At 67.3% G+C, this 17,580-nt stretch carries 18 protein-coding genes; 14 read left to right on the top strand and 4 right to left on the bottom strand.

What is annotated here, in order from left to right:
- The first annotated feature begins 123 nt into the window (after positions 1 to 123).
- Complete coding sequence (locus tag ACP69Z_RS08655) at positions 124 to 786, top strand: hypothetical protein (RefSeq protein WP_426267099.1); 663 nt, start codon at positions 124 to 126, stop codon at positions 784 to 786.
- 77 nt (positions 787 to 863) lie between these two features.
- On the opposite strand, the gene ACP69Z_RS08650 is transcribed toward ACP69Z_RS08655, so the two are convergent.
- The 4 genes from ACP69Z_RS08650 to ACP69Z_RS08635 form a co-directional block, all read right to left on the bottom strand.
- Positions 864 to 2,288: an NAD-dependent succinate-semialdehyde dehydrogenase gene (locus tag ACP69Z_RS08650; protein ID WP_426267098.1), complete on the bottom strand. Its 1,425-nt coding sequence runs from the start codon at positions 2,286 to 2,288 to the stop codon at positions 864 to 866.
- A 26-nt stretch (positions 2,289 to 2,314) separates the two neighbouring features.
- Complete coding sequence (locus tag ACP69Z_RS08645) at positions 2,315 to 3,094, bottom strand: SIMPL domain-containing protein (RefSeq protein WP_426267097.1); 780 nt, start codon at positions 3,092 to 3,094, stop codon at positions 2,315 to 2,317.
- Positions 3,095 to 3,341: 247 nt separating this feature from the next.
- On the bottom strand, positions 3,342 to 4,415 hold the full coding sequence (recA, locus tag ACP69Z_RS08640; protein ID WP_426267096.1) for a recombinase RecA: 1,074 nt from the start codon (positions 4,413 to 4,415) through the stop codon (positions 3,342 to 3,344).
- A 196-nt stretch (positions 4,416 to 4,611) separates the two neighbouring features.
- Positions 4,612 to 5,790, bottom strand: a complete 1,179-nt coding sequence (locus ACP69Z_RS08635) for a M23 family metallopeptidase (protein ID WP_426267095.1) — start codon at positions 5,788 to 5,790, stop codon at positions 4,612 to 4,614.
- 148 nt (positions 5,791 to 5,938) lie between these two features.
- Between ACP69Z_RS08635 and ACP69Z_RS08630 the strand changes: the two genes are divergently transcribed.
- From ACP69Z_RS08630 to ACP69Z_RS08570, 13 genes are all read left to right on the top strand, one after another.
- Positions 5,939 to 6,736, top strand: coding sequence for a type II secretion system protein N (locus tag ACP69Z_RS08630; protein WP_426267094.1), 798 nt, complete (start codon positions 5,939 to 5,941; stop codon positions 6,734 to 6,736).
- A complete protein-coding gene (gene gspD, locus ACP69Z_RS08625) occupies positions 6,733 to 8,847 on the top strand; it encodes a type II secretion system secretin GspD (protein WP_426267093.1) in 2,115 nt (704 codons plus the stop codon). Before ACP69Z_RS08630 ends, gspD begins: the two co-directional genes overlap by 4 nt.
- A gap of 117 nt (positions 8,848 to 8,964) precedes the next feature.
- Positions 8,965 to 10,437 (top strand): GspE/PulE family protein, encoded by a 1,473-nt coding sequence (locus ACP69Z_RS08620; protein WP_426268074.1) that lies wholly within the window; start codon positions 8,965 to 8,967, stop codon positions 10,435 to 10,437.
- Positions 10,430 to 11,662 (top strand): type II secretion system inner membrane protein GspF, encoded by a 1,233-nt coding sequence (gene gspF, locus ACP69Z_RS08615; RefSeq protein ID WP_426267092.1) that lies wholly within the window; start codon positions 10,430 to 10,432, stop codon positions 11,660 to 11,662. The genes ACP69Z_RS08620 and gspF overlap by 8 nt, the downstream gene beginning before the upstream one ends.
- Positions 11,663 to 11,666: 4 nt before the next feature.
- Complete coding sequence (gene gspG / locus ACP69Z_RS08610) at positions 11,667 to 12,095, top strand: type II secretion system major pseudopilin GspG (RefSeq protein ID WP_426267091.1); 429 nt, start codon at positions 11,667 to 11,669, stop codon at positions 12,093 to 12,095.
- On the top strand, positions 12,076 to 12,531 hold the full coding sequence (locus ACP69Z_RS08605; protein WP_426267090.1) for a GspH/FimT family pseudopilin: 456 nt from the start codon (positions 12,076 to 12,078) through the stop codon (positions 12,529 to 12,531). Before gspG ends, ACP69Z_RS08605 begins: the two co-directional genes overlap by 20 nt.
- Positions 12,528 to 12,884: a type II secretion system minor pseudopilin GspI gene (gspI, locus tag ACP69Z_RS08600; RefSeq protein WP_426267089.1), complete on the top strand. Its 357-nt coding sequence runs from the start codon at positions 12,528 to 12,530 to the stop codon at positions 12,882 to 12,884. Before ACP69Z_RS08605 ends, gspI begins: the two co-directional genes overlap by 4 nt.
- Positions 12,881 to 13,477, top strand: coding sequence for a type II secretion system protein GspJ (locus ACP69Z_RS08595; RefSeq protein ID WP_426267088.1), 597 nt, complete (start codon positions 12,881 to 12,883; stop codon positions 13,475 to 13,477). Before gspI ends, ACP69Z_RS08595 begins: the two co-directional genes overlap by 4 nt.
- Complete coding sequence (gene gspK / locus ACP69Z_RS08590; RefSeq protein WP_426267087.1) at positions 13,474 to 14,448, top strand: type II secretion system minor pseudopilin GspK; 975 nt, start codon at positions 13,474 to 13,476, stop codon at positions 14,446 to 14,448. Before ACP69Z_RS08595 ends, gspK begins: the two co-directional genes overlap by 4 nt.
- Positions 14,445 to 15,542, top strand: a complete 1,098-nt coding sequence (gene gspL, locus ACP69Z_RS08585; RefSeq protein ID WP_426267086.1) for a type II secretion system protein GspL — start codon at positions 14,445 to 14,447, stop codon at positions 15,540 to 15,542. The genes gspK and gspL overlap by 4 nt, the downstream gene beginning before the upstream one ends.
- Complete coding sequence (gene gspM / locus ACP69Z_RS08580; protein WP_426267085.1) at positions 15,539 to 16,036, top strand: type II secretion system protein GspM; 498 nt, start codon at positions 15,539 to 15,541, stop codon at positions 16,034 to 16,036. Before gspL ends, gspM begins: the two co-directional genes overlap by 4 nt.
- Complete coding sequence (gene gspN, locus ACP69Z_RS08575) at positions 16,033 to 16,740, top strand: type II secretion system protein N (protein WP_426267084.1); 708 nt, start codon at positions 16,033 to 16,035, stop codon at positions 16,738 to 16,740. Before gspM ends, gspN begins: the two co-directional genes overlap by 4 nt.
- A complete protein-coding gene (locus ACP69Z_RS08570) occupies positions 16,737 to 17,477 on the top strand; it encodes a prepilin peptidase (protein ID WP_426267083.1) in 741 nt (246 codons plus the stop codon). Before gspN ends, ACP69Z_RS08570 begins: the two co-directional genes overlap by 4 nt.
- The last annotated feature ends 103 nt before the right edge of the window (positions 17,478 to 17,580 follow it).

Raw genomic sequence — 17,580 nt, 5'->3', positions numbered from 1 at the left:
TCCGCTTTCGACCCAATGCGGACGTTAAGGCTGAACGCCTAGTCTTCGCGCAAACCACGGGAATAAGCAGCGAACAGATTTCGCGGCTGCCAATGCCGAAAACAATATGCAGGGAGTTGCTTGGTGGGCGATAGAGTCTGGGTAAGCAGCATCTTCGTTAACATCGAAATTGGCTTCAAGCAGGGAACCCATAGCAAGTTCTTCGGGGATGACTGGAACCCAGCATCGTTCGATATTCCCGTTGAGCCTGATGAGGTCTACTCAGCATTGCGGCGCTATCGGTGCGGGTTTGCCTTGAACCGCGAAGACTTTCCTGAAGCCGAAGCCGTCTTCGATCCAGGGCGATTTAAGAAGCAACGCGAAATCTTCTATGTCGGGCCGTTTCTTGCCGTTAAAGGCGAATTTGCCAAAGAATTAGCGGGGATCGACCTGGGGAATGGCGGGCTAATTCCCTTCACCATTTACGCGACCGATCGCATCACACCGCTGCAAGAAGAGTTCTTCGTTCTCAGCATCGGGAACCAGAAGAACACGTTCAATTCAGAGCGTAGCCAGAATGTCCGGAAATTGGGGGTCGACAAGAACAGCGGTCACCAATTCTGGGCTATCAATGGCTGGTTCAAGGACGGCGAAATAGCCGTAAGCGCGGAGGCGTTGGCGGGCCCCGATCTCTGGATTGAGGAGACCGTCAATAACAAGCTCTTCATAAGCAATCGTTGCGCCGAAGCCATCCACAGGGTCGGGCTAAGCGGTGCCTTTGAGTTGAGAGAATGCACGGTTTTATAGATTGATGAAGGCCGGAGTCCGCTTTCTAAGGACGAGGCGCAAACGTCCGCTTTCTAGCCAACTCGGACATAGACGATCTACTCGACCCTGCTGCCGTCGGAGACTTGCAGCGGCTTCACCAGCACCGTCTTCACGTTGACGAACTCACGGATGCCGTAGTCTGCACATTCGCGGCCGTAGCCCGAATGCTTGACCCCGCCGAAGGGCATGCGCGGGTCGGAGCGGACGTTCTCGTTAACGAAGCTCATCCCCGCGTCGAGCTCGTCGCGGGCGATAAGGCAGCCGCGGTCGATGTCGCCGGTCAGCACGCCCGAGCCAAGGCCGAATTCGCTGTCGTTGGCAATGCGGATGGCGTCCGCCTCATCCTTTGCCGAGATGATCGCCGCAACGGGGCCGAAGATTTCCTCGTCATGCGCGGGCTGCCCGGCGTCAACGTCGGTCAGCACCGTCGCGGGATACCATGCCCCAGCCTTGTCCGGCACTTCCCCGCCGAGCAGAAGCTTCGCGCCCTTGGCGATGCTTGCCTCGACCTGCTCGTGGACCTCGTCGCGCGCTGCCACGCTCTGCATCGGGCCGAGCTTGGTCGCCGCTTCGGTCGGATCACCTATCGCAAAGCCGCGCATGGCGTCGACCAGCGCTTCCTCGAATTGCTGCTTGACCGAATCGAGGACGATGAACCGCTTGCCGGCGATGCAGCTCTGCCCTCCGTTCACCATCCGCGCCCTTGCAGAGATCTTGGCCGCCGCACCGGCGTCTGCGTCGTCGAGGATGAGGTAGGCATCTGACCCGCCAAGCTCGAGCACGCATTTCTTGAGCACGCCGCCAGCCGCCGCCGCGACACTTTTCCCCGCCGCGACGCTGCCGGTCAGCGAGACGGCGGCGATGTGTGGGCTCTCGATCAGCTTGGCGACGTCCTTGCTTGGCAACAAGAGCGTCCGGAACACGCCGTCCGGCAGGCCAGCGTCGCGCAGCACTTGCTCGATCGCCAGCGCGCAGCCGGGGACGTTGCTGGCATGTTTCAGCACCGCGCCATTGCCGGCCATCAACGCCGGTGCGGCAAAGCGGATCACCTGCCAGAAGGGGAAATTCCAAGGCATCACCGCCAGCACGACGCCAAGCGGATTGAAGGTGACGAACACGTCCCCTGCCCCGTCCACGTCGATCGGCTGGTCCGCCAGATAGCGCTCGGCATGTTCGGCGAACCAGTCGCAATGCGCGGCGCACTTCTCGATCTCGGCGCGGCCGTCCGTGACGGTCTTGCCCATCTCTTCCGTCATCAGCCCCGCATAGTCATCAGCGCGTGCGCGAAGCAGCTCGGCCGCCTTGCCGATCACCGCCGCGCGATCGGCGAAGCTTGTCCTGCGCCAGTCCCGCTGCGCCGCATGAGCGCGCTCGGCCGCCTTCAGCGCCTCGTCGAGCGAGTTCAGGGGATAGTGCTTCCCCTTCGCGCCAGTGGCAGGATTGATGACCTCTGCCACCGCCGCGCTGTCCTGGTCGGCCATGCTTGCTCCCTATGGTTTGACGCCTCTCAACGCTCCATCCGGTAGATGAGGTTCAGCACCACGCCCGTCTCGTGCTGGCCCGGCGCGACTAGCGCATCGCTGCTCTGAGCGATCGCCGGAGGCGGCGGAGGCGGCGCCATCTCCGCGCGGTTGACCCGGCTCCCGGTCACCACGACATCGGTCCCGCGGTAGCTCGTGCCCTCCTCCACCGAAAGCAAAGTGACCCGCGTGAAGCCGCTGCTGCGGGCATATTCCATGGCTTCTGCCATGCCGCGGGCAAGGGCGCGCACGCGGGCCTCCCGGCGCAGCAAGGTGGGATCGCTGATCGAGAAGTTCGGCCCGTAGACGCTGTCCGCACCTGCCGCGGTCAGCGTATCGAGCAGCGCGGTAAGCTTGGGAATGTCGCGGGTCTTGAGCTGGATCGTGTTGCTGGCAAGATAGCCGCGGAACACCTGCCGGCCGCTACGCGCGCCGGGATCCTGCACATAGTCATATTCGGGCTGGAGCTGAATGCCCTGGGTCTGGATGTCGCGTTCGCGAAGACCGGCGCGGCGAATGGTGGCGAGCAGCCGCTCGGTCTTCTCCTTGTTCGCGGCGGTTGCCGCAACCGCGGTCGGGGCGCGGCTCTGGGTGCCGACCTGGATGCTCGCTTCGTCGGGCGGAGTGCGGAGGTTTTCGGCGATCTGCAGCTTGACCAGCGGCGTGCTCGCCATCTCTGCAATGCTGGTCTGCGGCGCGACCTGGGCAGAGCCGGGAGCCGCAACGAGGCAGGCAGCAAGAGCAACAGATGACAGCAACAGGCGCATGGGCAAATCCTTCGGCAAGGTTCCACATCCGAAACGGAAGGCTTCGGCAGCAGGTTCCACATCTCTGCCGCGCCGCTCCTGAACCCTGCCTACCGTGGCCCTCGGCGATCGTTCAGGTGACGCCCACACGTGGAAAAAGGGCCGGCACGCTCCCATCAGGAACCTGCCGACCCTCGTCCTCAAACCAACGCTTCAAGCCTGCCGTCAGTCGGTCCGCACCCCTGTGGACCGAAGCGGGATCGCCTGATCAGGCGTCGTCGTCCGCTCCCGGGCCGACCATCAGCGCGTCGCCGATCTGGTCCTTGCCGCGGCGAATGGCGTTTTCGAGCCGGGCCATCACATCGGGATTTTCCTTGAGGTAGGTCTTGGAGTTTTCACGACCCTGACCGATGCGAATGCTGTCGTAGCTGAACCACGCACCCGACTTCTCGACCACGCCAGCCTTGACGCCAAGGTCGAGGATCTCGCCGACCTTGCTGACGCCCTCGCCGTACATGATGTCGAATTCGACCTGCTTGAACGGCGGGGCGACCTTGTTCTTCACGACCTTCACGCGGGTGGTGTTGCCGACGATATCGTCCCGATCCTTGATCTGCCCGGTGCGGCGGATGTCGAGGCGGACCGAGGCATAGAACTTCAGCGCATTGCCGCCGGTCGTCGTCTCCGGATTGCCGTACATGACGCCGATCTTCATGCGCAGCTGGTTGATGAAGATCACCATACAACGCGAGCGGCTGATCGAGCCGGTCAGCTTGCGCAGCGACTGGCTCATCAAACGGGCTTGGAGGCCGACGTGGCTGTCGCCCATCTCGCCCTCGATCTCGGCCCGGGGAACCAGCGCAGCGACCGAATCGACGACCAGCACGTCGATCGCATTCGAACGCACCAACGTATCGACGATCTCCAGCGCCTGCTCACCCGTGTCGGGCTGCGACACGATCAGTTCGTCGATGTTGACGCCCAGCTTCTTGGCATAAACCGGATCGAGCGCATGTTCGGCGTCCACGAACGCCGCGGTGCCGCCATTCTTCTGCGCTTCGGCGATGGTGTGTAGCGCCAGCGTCGTCTTGCCCGAGCTTTCCGGCCCGTAGATCTCGATCACGCGGCCGCGCGGCAAGCCGCCGACGCCCAGCGCGATGTCCAGTCCGAGGCTGCCGGTCGAGATCACCTCGACCTCCATCTTTTCGCGGCTGCCCAGCTTCATCGCCGAGCCCTTGCCGAACGCCCGATCAATTTGCGCCAGCGCCGCATCCAGCGCTTTTTGCCTATCCACGCTCATTGCTTCCCCGCCCATTCCAACGACCTTCAGCTGCGTTGCCATGCGCTCGTCCCTTCGTCCACAGTTAAGGCGTAAGCCCCATTACGGACGGGATGTACACTCTTCGTTCCTTGAGAACAAGAGGAGAACAAAAAGAAAGGAAACGCACGACAATGAGTTAGCCGAGCACACTTACTCTACGCGACTTGCAACCCTGTGCAACCGCAATCAGGTAAGTCGTGGCCCAACCGGCGGAGCCTTAAGAACGCCGATCAGTCGGCAAGCGGAAGGGTGCCGATAGCAGCGCTCGCAAGCCCGCCTGCTGCGCCGGGGTAGTTGCCGTTCGCGCGGGGACCGCGGCAGTGAAATGCGGCTGCAACGTCTGTCCGCCGCGGCGCCATTCGAAATGCAGATGCGGTCCGGTCGCAAGCCCTGACGCACCCACCTGACCGATCACGGCGCCGCGCGCGACCTCCTCGCCGGCGGTCACGTCCATCGCCGCAAGATGCGCATAAAACGTCGTGCTGCCGTCGCGGTGGAGCAAGCGCACCGTGCGCCCGTAGCCGCCCCGCCATCCGGCTTCGACCACCCGCCCTTCCGCCGCGGCTTGCACCGGTGTCCCGGCGGGCGAGGCGAAGTCGGTGCCGCTATGCCAGCGCAGGAAGCGAAGGATCGGATGAAAGCGCAGGCCCGGATTGGAGGTGACCCGCCCGGGAAGCGGGCGCAACAATCCTGCGTCAGCAGCAGCCTCTTCCCTGCCGAGCGGGTGCAGCTGTCCACCCTCGCCGATCCAGCGACGCACCTCGCCGCCGCCAAGGTAAGCGCCGAGATAGAGCGGCGCACCATAGTGCTGGACCGAGGCGCTGCCCTCATGCGCCACGATGAGGTCGATCGCTTCCGGCCTCGTCCCGCGCAGTTGGTCCAGCACCGCGTCACGGGTTTCGCGCGGCAACCCGGCTTCAACCAGGCCTGCAGCCAGTCCCGCGCCGCCGTCGAGGCGGATGCGGACGGGAGTCATGTCCACCGGCTCGACGATGTCGCGGCGGCGAAAGCCGTCACCCTGGCGCTCGACAAGGATGGTCCGGCCCGAACTCACCCGAATGGCAAGCCGCTCCAGCGCACGGGCATCGCGTCCGACGCTGGCGCCGAGCCAAAGGTCGGCACGCCCGCCCACGTCGCCGGCTGCTTCGCTCGCCAGTGCTGCGTCCAGCCCGCCGACGCCTGAAGCCAGCAAGGCCACCGCAACGCCGCGCTGCGGGTCAACACCGACGATGCGGTCGGGCCGCGGCAAATCAGGCCGCTCGGGCGCGCGCACAGGAAGGGGAAGATCAGCCGCCGTCACCTCGTCTGCCGCTTCGCTCGTCGCAGCATAGCCAATCGCTCCACCACCAAGGGCGAGCACGGCCAGCGCCGAGGTCAGGAGCGTCAAGCGAGACATAAAGTGAGCCTCGCCAGCATAAGCCCGCGGCACCGGCTCGGCAACGCATCCGAAGGCAACCCCCTTGCGAAGATACTGTCATTGATCCGAAACATTGCCTATCCAGGGACATCTCGCGGGAGAGGGACGCGCCTGAATGCGGCGGACGATGATCATTCAGCGGGCAGTGGCCGCGCGGCAATTGCTGCCGCGTGACGTCTACTTCTGGCTGAAAGCCGTTCTGCTCGCGTTGGTGGCGATCCAGGCCGCGCGGCTGATCTGGATCCTGCTAACCCCCTTGGGTCCGGTTGGACGCTGGTTACCGCCCGCCCCTCCGGTCATCCCTGCAACCGCCCAGCTGGCTCTGTTCTCGACCTTCGACCCCTTTGCCACCGCGCAAGCACAGGCCAGCGCCGCGGCGCCCGCGCCAGCAGCGACCGGCTTTACCCTGTTCGGAACCCGCATGTCCTTCGGCGGCGCGCCTGGGTCGGCGATCATCGCCGGCGCCGACGGCGTGCAGACAAGCTATGCGATCGGCGACGAGATCGCGCCGGGCGTCCGCCTGCTTTCGGTCGGGTTCGACTTCGTGCTGGTCGGCGGCAATGGTTCGGAACAACGGCTTGTAATGGAAGGCGCCGATCCGCCGGTCGCCGCGGCCTCTGCACCGTTAGCGGCAGGCTCGGGCGTCGCGCTCACTCCGGCCGCCATCCGCAACAATGTCGCGCTTGCGCCGCGCGTGGTCGCCGGGCGCATCAACGGCTTTCTCGTCAGCGCGACCGGCAATCCTTCCGTGTTGTCGCGCACCGGCCTTCGCGAAGGCGACATCATCACGCAGGTCAACGGCCAGCCCTTGACCGACCCCGCCGCCCTGCAATCGCAGCTCAGCCCCGGCGCCCGCCTGTCGCTCACCGTTGAGCGCGGCGCGGGAACGGTGCCGGTCGCGCTGACGCTCGAAGGAAATCCATGAAGCCGTTCACCGCCCTTTGCGCCGGCGCGCTGCTGTTCGTCGCCGTCCCCGCCCCGGCGCAATATGCGCTGAACCTGCGCGACGTTGACGTCCGCGCGCTCGCCTCCGACGTCGCCAAGACCACCGGCCTGACCCTCGTGGTCGACGGCCGGGTCAATCAGAAGGTCAGCGTCACCACCCGCCAGTCGCTGAGCCGCAGCGAATATTTCGAGGTGTTCCTGTCGACGCTGCGCGCCAACGGGCTCGTCGCCATTCCCATTCGCGGGGGCTACCGCATCCAGCCGGTCGAAGGCGCCGCCACCCAGCCGACCCGCATCGGCAGCCGCAACGCTTCGCGCAATCAGGTCGTCACCGAGATCTTCCGCCTGCGCAACATCGAGGCTCCGCAAGCGGTGGAAACGCTCCGCCCGCTGGTCAGCGCGTCGGGCACGGTGACTGCCAACCGCAACGCCAACAGCCTGATCGTGGTGGATTTCGCCGACAACATCGCGCGCATCCGGCAGCTGATCGGAAGCATCGACAGGCAGAGCCAGACCAACCAGATCGTCTATCTCCGCAACGCCGGCGCGCGGGAGATCGCGACCTCTTTGTCGGCACTCGCGGGGCAGAATAGCGGTGCCTCCGTCTCGGCGGTGGACAGCAGCAATGCGCTCGCCTTCAGCGGCGAACCCGGCGCGGTCGCTCGCTTGGCAGCCGTCGCCCGCGATCTCGACGCGCGCTCGGCCGCCAACGCCGACATTCGCGTCTACTGGCTCGAACATGCCGATGCCGAGCAGCTCCTCCCCGTGCTCCAGCAACTGCTTGGCCAGCCGGTGACGCAAGGCACGAGCGCTCCCTCGTTTATCCGCAGCCAGGAAGGCGAAGGCACCGGTGCCGGTCCAGCAACGCCGCCACCAGCGCCGGTGCAGACCAGCAGCAGCGGCGAGCAGAACAACGGCATCGCCCGCCGCGGCCCGGCGGTGGTCGCGCGCTATCCTGGGACCAACGCCATCGTGGTCGCCGCCAGCGCCGACGTGCAGCGCCAGCTGGGCGAAGTGATCCGCCAGCTCGACACCCGCCGCGAGCAGGTGCTGGTGGAAGCCATCATCGTCGAGATCGGCGACCTCGCGGCCAAGCGCCTTGGCGTCCAGTTCCTGCTCGCCGGGCAGAACGCGCCTTTCCTGGCGACCAATTATTCCAACGCAGTCCCCAACATCCTGACGGTCGGCGGCGCGATCGCCAATTACCAGCTTGGCCGCACCACCACGACCAGCACCGACGGCACCGTCACTACCACCGTTGACCGGCCGCTTGGCGACGGCATCACCGACGCCGCGGTGCAATCGGTTCTGCAGGCGACGGGCGGCTTTGCCGGCGGCCTGATCGACATCGGCAAGAATGCGGTGTTCGGCGCCATCCTCAATGCGGTGAAATCCGACACGCAGAGCAACATCCTGTCCACGCCGTCGATCATGACGCTCGACAATCAGGAAGCGAAGCTGCTGGTCGGGCAGGAAGTCCCGGTCACCACCGGCGAGCGGCTCAGCACCAATTTCGACAATGCCTTCCGCACCGTCCAGCGGCAGAACGTCGGCATCCAGCTCGACGTCAAGCCGCAGGTCAATTCATCAGGCTCGATCAAGCTGTTCCTCCGCCAGGAAGTGTCCAGCATTGCCGGTCCGGTGGCGACCGGCTCGGCCGACCTCATCATCAACAAGCGTGAGTTCAAGACGGTGCTGACTGTCGACGACGGCGAGATCCTCGCGATCGGCGGCCTTCTCGACGAGAATGAGCGGCGCACGATCGAGAAGATCCCGGTGCTCGGCGACATTCCGCTGGTCGGCAACCTGTTCCGCTCCAAGAGCCGGTCCAAGGCCAAGACCAACCTGATGGTGTTCATCCGTCCAACCATCATCCGCAGCGCCGCCGACGCACGCCGGATCACCGCCCAGCGCTACGGCACCATTCGCAACGACCAGCTCCGCGTCCGCCCGCTGGAGGAGCCGTCGATCGATACCTTGGTGCGCGATTACCTGGGCACGGTGCCGCCGGTGGCGGTCGAAGAGCGACCCGGCGACGTCCGCTACGGCCCCGCCCCGCCCCCGCCGCCCCCAGCGCCCGTTCGGGGCTGACCTGTGGCAGACGACGACAAGCAACTGGTGATCGACACGCCCTTGGTCGCGGCGGATGAAGACCCATTGCTTGCAGACGTCCAGGCCTCCGAACTCCAGGCGGTTCCGGTCACTGCGCTGGTCGACCTTCCCTTCGCCCTTGTCCGCGAAAGCGGCCTGCTGCCCTTGCCCCGCGAGGACGGAAGCCTGGAGGTCGCCTTGCGTGAAGGTGCCGACCCGCGCCGCCTGATCGAGCTTCGCCGTCATCTCGGCCAACCTTTCAACCTCCGCCGCGTCGACACCGCCGAATTCGATCGCTTGCTGCAGGACCGTTATGCGCTGGGCGGAAGCGCTGCGGGTCTCGCCCAATCGATCGGCGATAGCGACGGCCTCGACGCGCTCGCCAGCGGCCTTCCCACCGCCGAAGATCTCCTCGCTTCACCCGACGATGCTCCTGCCATCCGCCTCATCAACGGCATCCTCGCCGAAGCCGTCCGCGCGGGCGTCAGCGACATTCATATCGAGCCCTACGAAAGCGGTCTGATCGTCCGCATGCGCCGCGATGGCGTGCTCAAGGAATCGCTGCGGATGCCGGCCCACGTCGCGCCGGTGGTGGTCAGCCGGATCAAGGTCATGGCCCGCCTCGACATCGCCGAGCGCCGCGTTCCGCAGGACGGGCGCATCTCGGTCCAGCTCGGCGGCCGCACCCTCGACGTCCGCGTCTCGACCCTGCCCAGCCGCGCGGGCGAGCGGGTCGTGCTGCGCGTCCTCGACAAGCAGCAGGCTGGCCTCACCCTCGCCCAGCTCGGCCTGTCCGGCACTGCCGCCCACATCCTGATGAAAGCGCTGGCCGAGCCCAACGGCATCATCCTCGTCACCGGTCCGACCGGCTCGGGCAAGACCACCACGCTCTACGCCGCGCTGGCGCACCTCAACGACGGCAGCCGCAACATCCTGACCGTTGAGGACCCGGTCGAATATGCGATGGACGGCGTCGGCCAGACGCAGGTCAATTCCAAGGTCGGCATGACTTTCGCCGGCGGCCTCCGTGCTATCCTTCGCCAGGACCCCGACGTGGTGATGGTCGGCGAAATTCGCGATCGCGAGACCGCCGACATCGCGGTGCAGGCTTCGCTCACCGGTCACCTCGTCCTCTCCACGGTCCACACCAACGACGCGCCAGGCGCAATCACCCGCCTGCGTGACATGAAGGTGGAGCCATTCCTCCTCGCTTCCTCCCTCCGCGCGGTAATCGCTCAGCGGCTGGTGCGGCGCCTGTGCGACCAGTGCCGCTCCCCCGAGGACGAGGCGAGCGGTGCCGCCGCCCTGCTCGGCTTTCCCGCCGGCACCACCCTCTACCGCCCGGTCGGCTGCAAAGCGTGCAGCGGGACCGGCTATCGCGGCCGGATCGGCCTGTTCGAAGCGGTCGCGGTGGACGCCGAGATCCGCCGCCTGATCCTCGAAGGCGGGGACGAAGGCGCGATCGCCGCTCACGCTTTTGCCCATTCCCCAAGCCTCCACGCCGCCGCCCGCGCGCTCGTCGCGGACGGCCTCACCACCGCGGCCGAAGCAATCCGCGTGTCGCGCATGACGGACGAGCCGCTTGCCTAGCTTTGCCTACCTCGCGATCGATCCGCGCGGGCGCGAGCAGCAGGGCCGCCTCAGCGCGCCAAGCCGCGAAGAAGCGCAAGGCCAACTGGCGAAACGCCGCCTCCATGTGCTCCGCCTCGCCGAAGCACAGGAAGGCGCGGCACCCACCCCCGCCGCTGCCGGCATCACCCTGCCCTGGCGCCGTGGCGAGCGCCTCCGGTTCAAGGATCTCACCCTCTTCACGCGCCAGCTCGCGACGCTGACCCAGGTCTCGCCGATCGAGGAATCCCTCCGCACCATCTCGCGCCAAAGCGACCGACCTGAAGTGCGCGGCATCGTGACGCGCGTCGCCGACGCCGTGGTCGAAGGCCGCCGCCTTGCCGACGCGCTGGCCCGCGAACCGCGCAGCTTTCCCCCGCTCTATCGCGCCATGGTCGCGGCCGGCGAAAGCTCGGGCTCGCTCCCCGACATTCTCGAGCGCCAGTCAGTCCTCCTCGAACGTCAGGCAGCAATGCGCTCAAAGCTGCTGTCGGCACTTGCTTATCCCGCCGTTCTCACCCTGGTCGCGCTGGCCGTCGTTGCCGCCCTGATGATCGCCGTCGTGCCGCGCGTGGTCGAGCAGTTCGACAATGTCGGCCAACAGCTTCCCCTTCTCACCCGCATCATCATCGCGCTGTCGAGCTTCATGGCCAATTGGTGGTGGCTGTTGTTGCTGCTGATCGGCGGCTGCCTCGCCTTGCTGTCGGTCGCGCTGCAGCGCCCCGACAGCCGTTTGGTCATCGACCGCTTCGTTCTTCGTGTGCCCTTCGTCGGCCGCCTCATCCGCGACCTTCACGCCGCCAGCATGGCGCGAACGCTGTCGACCATGATCGGCAGCCGCCTGCCGCTGATCGAAGGCCTTCGCCTCACCTCAGAAACGGTCAACAATCGCGCCCTCCGCGCGGCGACGGAAGGCTTGGTCGAAGCAATCCGCCGCGGCGGCAGCCTTTCGGGCGCGCTCGGCCGCGCCGGCGTCTTTCCGCCGCTCCTCGTCTACCTCGCTGCCAGCGGCGAAAGCGCCGGCCGGCTCGAGCTGATGCTCGCCCGCGCCGCCGATTATCTCGAGCGCGAGTTCGACGCCTTCACCGCGACCGCGCTCGCTCTGCTCGAGCCGCTGATCATCGTGGTGCTCGGCGTCATCGTCGCCACCATTGTCCTCGCCATCCTCCTCCCCATTCTGCAATTGCAGTCCCTCGTCGGAGCCTGACCCCATGCCGCGTCCCCCAGTTAGCCCCCGCCGCAAGCCCCGCCGCAACGGCTTCACCCTCGTTGAGCTGATGGTGGTGATCGTGATTATCGGCCTGCTGGCGACGGTGGTGATGATCAACGTGCTGCCGAGCCAGGACAAGGCGATGACCACCAAGGCCCGTGCCGACATCGCCACGCTCGGCCAGGCGATGGAGATGTATCGCCTCGACAACATGCGCTATCCGCCTTCGCTCGAAGCGCTGGCGCAGCCGCGGCCGAGTGGCGGCGGCGCTTATGTCCGCAGCCTGCCGGAGGATCCGTGGGGTCGCCCTTATCAGCTGAGCGTGCCCGGTCCCAACAACAGCCCGTTCGACATTGCCTCGCTCGGCGCCGACGGCACGCCCGGCGGCCAGAACGAGAATGCCGATATCCGTGCCTCGGCCCAGCCCTGACGATCGCCGGAAAAACGGCTTCACGCTCGTCGAGCTGATGGTCGTGCTGGCTGTCATGGGCCTGCTCGCCGGGGTGGCCGTGTGGCTTTGGCCTGAAGGAAGCGGCCGTGTCCGCGCCGACGCCCTTGCGTTGTCCAGCCGGATCGCCGCAGCGCGTGACCAGGCGATCATTTCCGGGCGCCCATTGGCTCTCGAGATCGACGCGGGCGGCTACCGTTTCGTGCAGCGCGGCGAGCAAGGATGGCAGCCCGTCGCCGAACCTGCCCTGCGCGAACGCAGTTGGAGCCGCAGCGTTCGGCCGGCCGACACTGCCTCCGCCCGGCTCGGCTTCGACAGTGTCGGCCTGCCCGACCGCGCGCTCAACCTCACACTCGCCGGCACCAATGCCAAGGCAGTGGTCGAAATCGCCGCCGACGGCGAGGTCAGCATCAAGTGAAACGCAACGGCTTCACCCTGCTTGAAATGCTGGTCGCCTTGGCAGTTTTCTCGATCGCCGCGCTGGCGCTGCTCCGCCTCGACGCCGTGTCGCTCGCCACCGCGACCGACCTCAAGGCGCGCGAAGGCGCGATGCTGGTCGCCGAGAACGAAGCCGCGCGCATTGCGACCGACCCTGCCGCCCCGCCGCTCGGCAACGCTGCCCGCCGCCTCGTCAACGGCGGCCAGAGCTTCGTCGTCGCGCAGGCGGTCACCCCCACGCCCGACCAGCGCCTGCTTCGCATCGACCTCTCGGTTCGCGGCGAGAACGTGCCTGCCACCGTTCGCCTGTCCTTCATCCGGAGAGCGCGGTGAGTCCTCCTCCGCCCGAACGCGGCTTCACCCTCGTCGAGATGATCGTCGCGTTGCTGATCTTCGCCATTCTCGCCGGCGCCGGGGTGACCTTGCTCCGCGCCAGCGTGAACACCCAGGAAGCCGTTGGCGAGGCGCTGGCCGATCTCGGCGCCGCCGCCCGTCTCCGCGCCTTGCTGTCCGCCGACCTCGCTCAGGCCGTCGTGCGCCCCATCGAGGGCGCCCCCGCCGGCTTTGCCGGAACGAGCAGCGAGCTTCGTCTCGTTCGCACCTTCGAGCCTGCCGAGCGCGTCGCGGGCTCCAGCGGCCTGCAGGCGATCCGCTGGCAGGTGCAGGGCGGCAACCTCGTCCGCCAGTCAATTACGCCGGCCGGTAGCCCCACTGGTCCCGCCGCCATCCTTGCCCGCGATGTCGACGCCGTGTCCCTTCGCTACCGCGCCGCCGACGGCGGCTGGCGCACTCTTTGGGCACCGCTCGTCACCGAAGCGCCGCTGCCCCGCGCGGTGGAGCTTCGCCTTCAACGCCAGGGCGAGGCCGAGACCAGCCTCCTTGTCGCGCTTCCGGATGGACCCGCGCCGCAAAGGCCGCAGGCATGACGCCGAGACCTGACGAGCGCGGCGCCGCGTTGCTCACCGTGCTGATGCTGGTGGCAGTGATCGCGACCCTGGCCGCCACTACGCTCGATCGGCTGACCGTCGCCACCCGCCTCGCCGCCAATGCCGGCATCGCCGCACAGGGTCGCGAATGGCTTGGCCTCGCCGAACAGCTCGCCGCCGTGCGACTTCAGGACCTCGCTGCCGCCGATCCTGCACGGACCCTCGGCGGCCCGTGGCTCGGGCAAGTGCGCGAGATCCGGCTGCCCGACGGCGGTACCTTGCGTGCAGAAGTGCGCGACGGCGGCAATTGCTTCAACTTGAACGGACTCGCCCGGGCCCAGATCGACGGCACCACGGTCGCCGACCCCGCTGCCGTCCAGCTCCTGTCGCAGCTGCTGATGGTGCTTGGCGTCGACGGCAATCGTGCCGCCAACATCGCCTCCGCCGCCGCCGATTGGGTCGACAGCGACCGCACGCCGCTTCCCGCGGGGACCGAGCAGGCGAACGGCGCCAGCGGCTGGCCCCCTGCCAACGCGCCGTTCGCCGACGTTTCCGAACTCGGCGCGGTGCAAGGCGTGACGCCGGATCTCCTCGGTCTTGTCTCACCATTCCTGTGCGCCTTGCCCGACTCTGGCCCACAAGCGATCAACCCCAACACGCTTGCGCCCGAACAGGCACCGCTGCTGGTCATGCTGGCCCCCCAGCAGCTCTCGCTTTCCGCCGCGCGTGCGCTGATCGCCGGTCGGCCGCTTGCCGGTTACGCAAGCAGCGTCGCCTTCTGGCAAGCCTCCGGCATTGCCGCGACCAGCCTGCCGCCCGCCGCCGGCGAACAAATCCGCCTCAAGTCGCGCTGGTTCGAACTTCGGGCCGAAGCGAGCAACAGTGGCCAGAGCCTTGCGAGCACCAGCCTCCTCGACTTGCGGGAATCAGGTGCCCGGATCGTTCGACGTCGCTACGGAAGCTGGCAATGAGCGATACCCTGCTCCTTCTCTTGCCGGCGGTCAGCGACCGCGCGGACGCGACCGCCTGCTGGTGGCGAGTGTCGGGCGATGCCATTGTCGCCGAAGGCGCCGATGGTGACTGGCGCCTCCAAACGCTGCCGCTGGTCGCCCTCGCGCCGGTCGCAGCCACCCGCCTCGACTGGCCTGAACCGGAGGGCCAGACCGAGCGCCAGCGCCTCGCCATCGCTCGCGCCAATTCGGTGACGCAGGGCATGGCGGAAGCAGCAACGCTGCACGCCGTGGCCGGGATCGTCGACGATCGGCTCGGCGTCGCCACCGTCGCCAACGGCCAGGTGGTCGAGTGGCTCGACTGGCTCACAGCGCACGGCGGAGATCCGATCGCCATCCTCCCTGCGGGCCTTCTTGTCCCATGGAGCCATGGCTGGACTGCCGCCTCGCTCGGTCCCGAGCACATCATCGCGAAGGGCGGGCTCGTCGCTCCCGACGAGCCCGCCCTTCGCGATGCCCTGGTGGAGCCAGGCGAAGAGGTCGCACTGCTCGCTTCGGAAACGGTGCATCAGCGCCTCGTGTGGCTTGCCCGCGCGCTGCCGCTCAACCTCCGCACCGGCCGCTTCGCGCGCCGCCGCTTGCTGCTGCTCGACTGGCGCCGCCTGCGTGAGCTTGCCGCGCTGGCGCTGCTTATTCCCTTGCTCGGGCTGACGATCGGCCTCGCCACCCTCATTCGCCTCGACAGCGCGTCGGCCGCTCTCGAGGCCGAGACTGCGCGCCTGACCAGCGCTGCGATCGGCCAGGAGGTCTCTGCCGCCGCAGCCGCCGCAGCGCTCGATACCCGCATCGGCGCGACGCCCGGTGCCAGCGGATCGCCCTTTCCGCCGCTTGCCGCTCTTTACCAGCAGTTGCAGCCGCTGACCGGCGTCACCGCCGTGTCGGTCGCCTACCGTGCGGACGGCACGCTTGCAGCGAGCCTTGCCGCGACGCGGGTGGAGGACGTCAACCGCCTGCTGCTTGGGCTACAGCGGCTCGGCTACCGGGTGACGGCGACCACCCGTCCTGGCACCGGCGGGCAGATGATCGCAGACCTTACCCTCCGGAGCGCGGAATGAGCCGCCTCGCCCCTGCCACCGATTGGTTCATGGCGCGCAGCCTGCGCGAGCGGTGGCTGCTTGCGCTGATGCTGGCGATTGCCGTTCCTTTGCTGTGCTTCCTCCTCATCTACCGCCCGCTTACCGCCGCGATCGAGCGGGCCGAGCAGCGCCACGCTGCTGCCATCACCAATCATGGTTTGGTCTTATCGCGCCTGGCACAGCTCGATCGGGTGCAGCGCCCGGCGGCAAGAGCAATGCCGCAAAGCAGCGCACCGCTATCGCTGCGAGTGACCGAGGCGGCGGCACTGGCCGGCGTATCGCTCAGTGCCAATGAACCGCGCGGCACCGCCTCTGCGTTGATCACCCTGGCGCCTGCCGCGCCGACCGCGACGCTACGCTGGCTGCGGCAGCTGGAGGAACAAGGGATCATCGTGCGCGAGCTTACCATCACTCCGCAGCCGGGCGGACAGGTCGTCGCGACCGCCACCCTGTCCCAGGCGGGTGCGCGATGAACTGGCGCTGGGCCGTCTGGACCACGGGCATCGCGCTGATCGCCATGCTATTGCTGCTGCCGCTGCGAATCGCCCTGTCGGCGGCCGATCTTGGATCGCTCGGCATGAGTGCGCGGCAGGCCGGCGGCACTATCTGGGGCGGGCGCATCGGCGAACTCATGCTCGGCCGCCAGCTCCTCGGCACCTTCGACGTTCGTCTTGACCCCGCTGCGCTGTTGCTGGGCCGGATCGCCATGCGGTTCGAGCGGCTGGACCAGGTCCAGGGCCCGCTTACCGGCACCCTGCGCACGGGCGGGTCGATCAGCGGGGTCGAGCGACTGACCGGCGCCATTCCTGCCGGCAATCTCCTTGGCGGCGCGCCGATCGATGCGCTGACCTTCACCGACACCACCATCCTGTTCGATGGAAAACGCTGCGCGGAGGCAAGCGGCCGGATTGCCGCCAATCTCGCCGTCCGCTTCGGTCCGCTCGCCCTCGATCGCGGTTTTGCGGGTACCGTGACCTGTGACGGCGACCGGGTTCGCGCCCGGCTCGCCAGCGAAGCGGGGACCGAGCAGGTGGAGTTCTTCGTCAGCTCGTCGGGCCAGGTTCGCGGCTGGATCACCATTCGCTCGCCCCTACGCGGGCTCGACACTCTGCTGGCGACCTACGGCTTCCGAACCGGGCCTGGCGGCCTCACCCTGCCGTTCGAAACGCGGCTGTGATCGAGCACGTCGCCGGCGCCATTGCCGGCTTCGTCCTCGGCGCCATTTTCGGCAGCTTCATCGCGACCCTGTGCCTACGTTGGCCGAGCGACCGCAGCGTGCTCGCTGGCCGCTCGACCTGCGACGGCTGCGGCAAGCCGATCCCCGCGATCCGCCTCATCCCCCTGCTCAGCGCTGCTTTCTCACGCGGCAGGGCGACCTGTTGCGGGGCGCGGATCGACCCGTTCCACCCCCGGGTCGAGCTGATGGCCGCATTGGTGGGAGCGGTGTCCCTCGGCCTCGCTCCGTCGCTGCAAGGCGCAGCGCTCGCTGCCTTCGGCTGGCTCCTCCTGCCGCTGTTCCTGCTCGACCTGCGCCACTTCTGGCTGCCGGACCTGCTGACGCTGACACTCGCTCTAGCCGGCCTGGCACTAGGCCCCTGGCTCAACGACGTCCCGCTGATCGAACGCCTCCTCAGCGCCCTCGTTGCAGGGGTCGGCCTGGCACTGGTCGGCTGGAGCTACGCCCGCCTCCGCCATCGTGAAGGGCTTGGCGCCGGCGATCCAAAGCTGCTCGGCGCGCTTGGCCTGTGGCTGGGTGCGGAAGGGATCGTCGCCACCTTGCTCTGCGCGGCGCTGATCGGGCTGGCCATCGCTGTATGGCGTCGTCACGCCCGGGACGCGGCGCTGCCGTTCGGCGCCTATCTCTGCCTCGCAGCATGGCTGATTGCCACTCTCCGCCCACTCGGCGTGCCATGATGGCACGAAATTTCCGGGTCGCTGTCAGCAGCTTGTAACAGTGCAGAGCCACTGGCAGAGGCCACAAACATGGTTTCGGCGGCCTTAGGATTCGGCCGCTTAG

Origin of the sequence: Sphingomonas sp. LHG3443-2, from assembly GCF_049896405.1 — a bacterium.
Classification (GTDB): domain Bacteria; phylum Pseudomonadota; class Alphaproteobacteria; order Sphingomonadales; family Sphingomonadaceae; genus Sphingomicrobium.
Note: the sequence above shows the minus strand (reverse complement) of the source record. Positions and strands in the feature narration are given on the sequence as shown.

Bases quoted from the DNA above. Each gene is read 5' to 3' on its own strand.
- ACP69Z_RS08650 (WP_426267098.1), bottom strand. From the start codon at position 2,288: ATGGCCGACCAGGACAGCGCGGCGGTGGCAGAGGTCATCAATCCTGCC.
- ACP69Z_RS08645 (WP_426267097.1), bottom strand. From the start codon at position 3,094: ATGCGCCTGTTGCTGTCATCTGTTGCTCTTGCTGCCTGCCTCGTTGCG.
- recA (WP_426267096.1), bottom strand. From the start codon at position 4,415: ATGGCAACGCAGCTGAAGGTCGTTGGAATGGGCGGGGAAGCAATGAGC.
- ACP69Z_RS08635 (WP_426267095.1), bottom strand. From the start codon at position 5,790: ATGTCTCGCTTGACGCTCCTGACCTCGGCGCTGGCCGTGCTCGCCCTT.
- ACP69Z_RS08630 (WP_426267094.1), top strand. From the start codon at position 5,939: ATGATCATTCAGCGGGCAGTGGCCGCGCGGCAATTGCTGCCGCGTGAC.
- gspD (WP_426267093.1), top strand. From the start codon at position 6,733: ATGAAGCCGTTCACCGCCCTTTGCGCCGGCGCGCTGCTGTTCGTCGCC.
- gspG (WP_426267091.1), top strand. From the start codon at position 11,667: ATGCCGCGTCCCCCAGTTAGCCCCCGCCGCAAGCCCCGCCGCAACGGC.
- gspK (WP_426267087.1), top strand. From the start codon at position 13,474: ATGACGCCGAGACCTGACGAGCGCGGCGCCGCGTTGCTCACCGTGCTG.
- gspL (WP_426267086.1), top strand. From the start codon at position 14,445: ATGAGCGATACCCTGCTCCTTCTCTTGCCGGCGGTCAGCGACCGCGCG.
- gspM (WP_426267085.1), top strand. From the start codon at position 15,539: ATGAGCCGCCTCGCCCCTGCCACCGATTGGTTCATGGCGCGCAGCCTG.
- gspN (WP_426267084.1), top strand. From the start codon at position 16,033: ATGAACTGGCGCTGGGCCGTCTGGACCACGGGCATCGCGCTGATCGCC.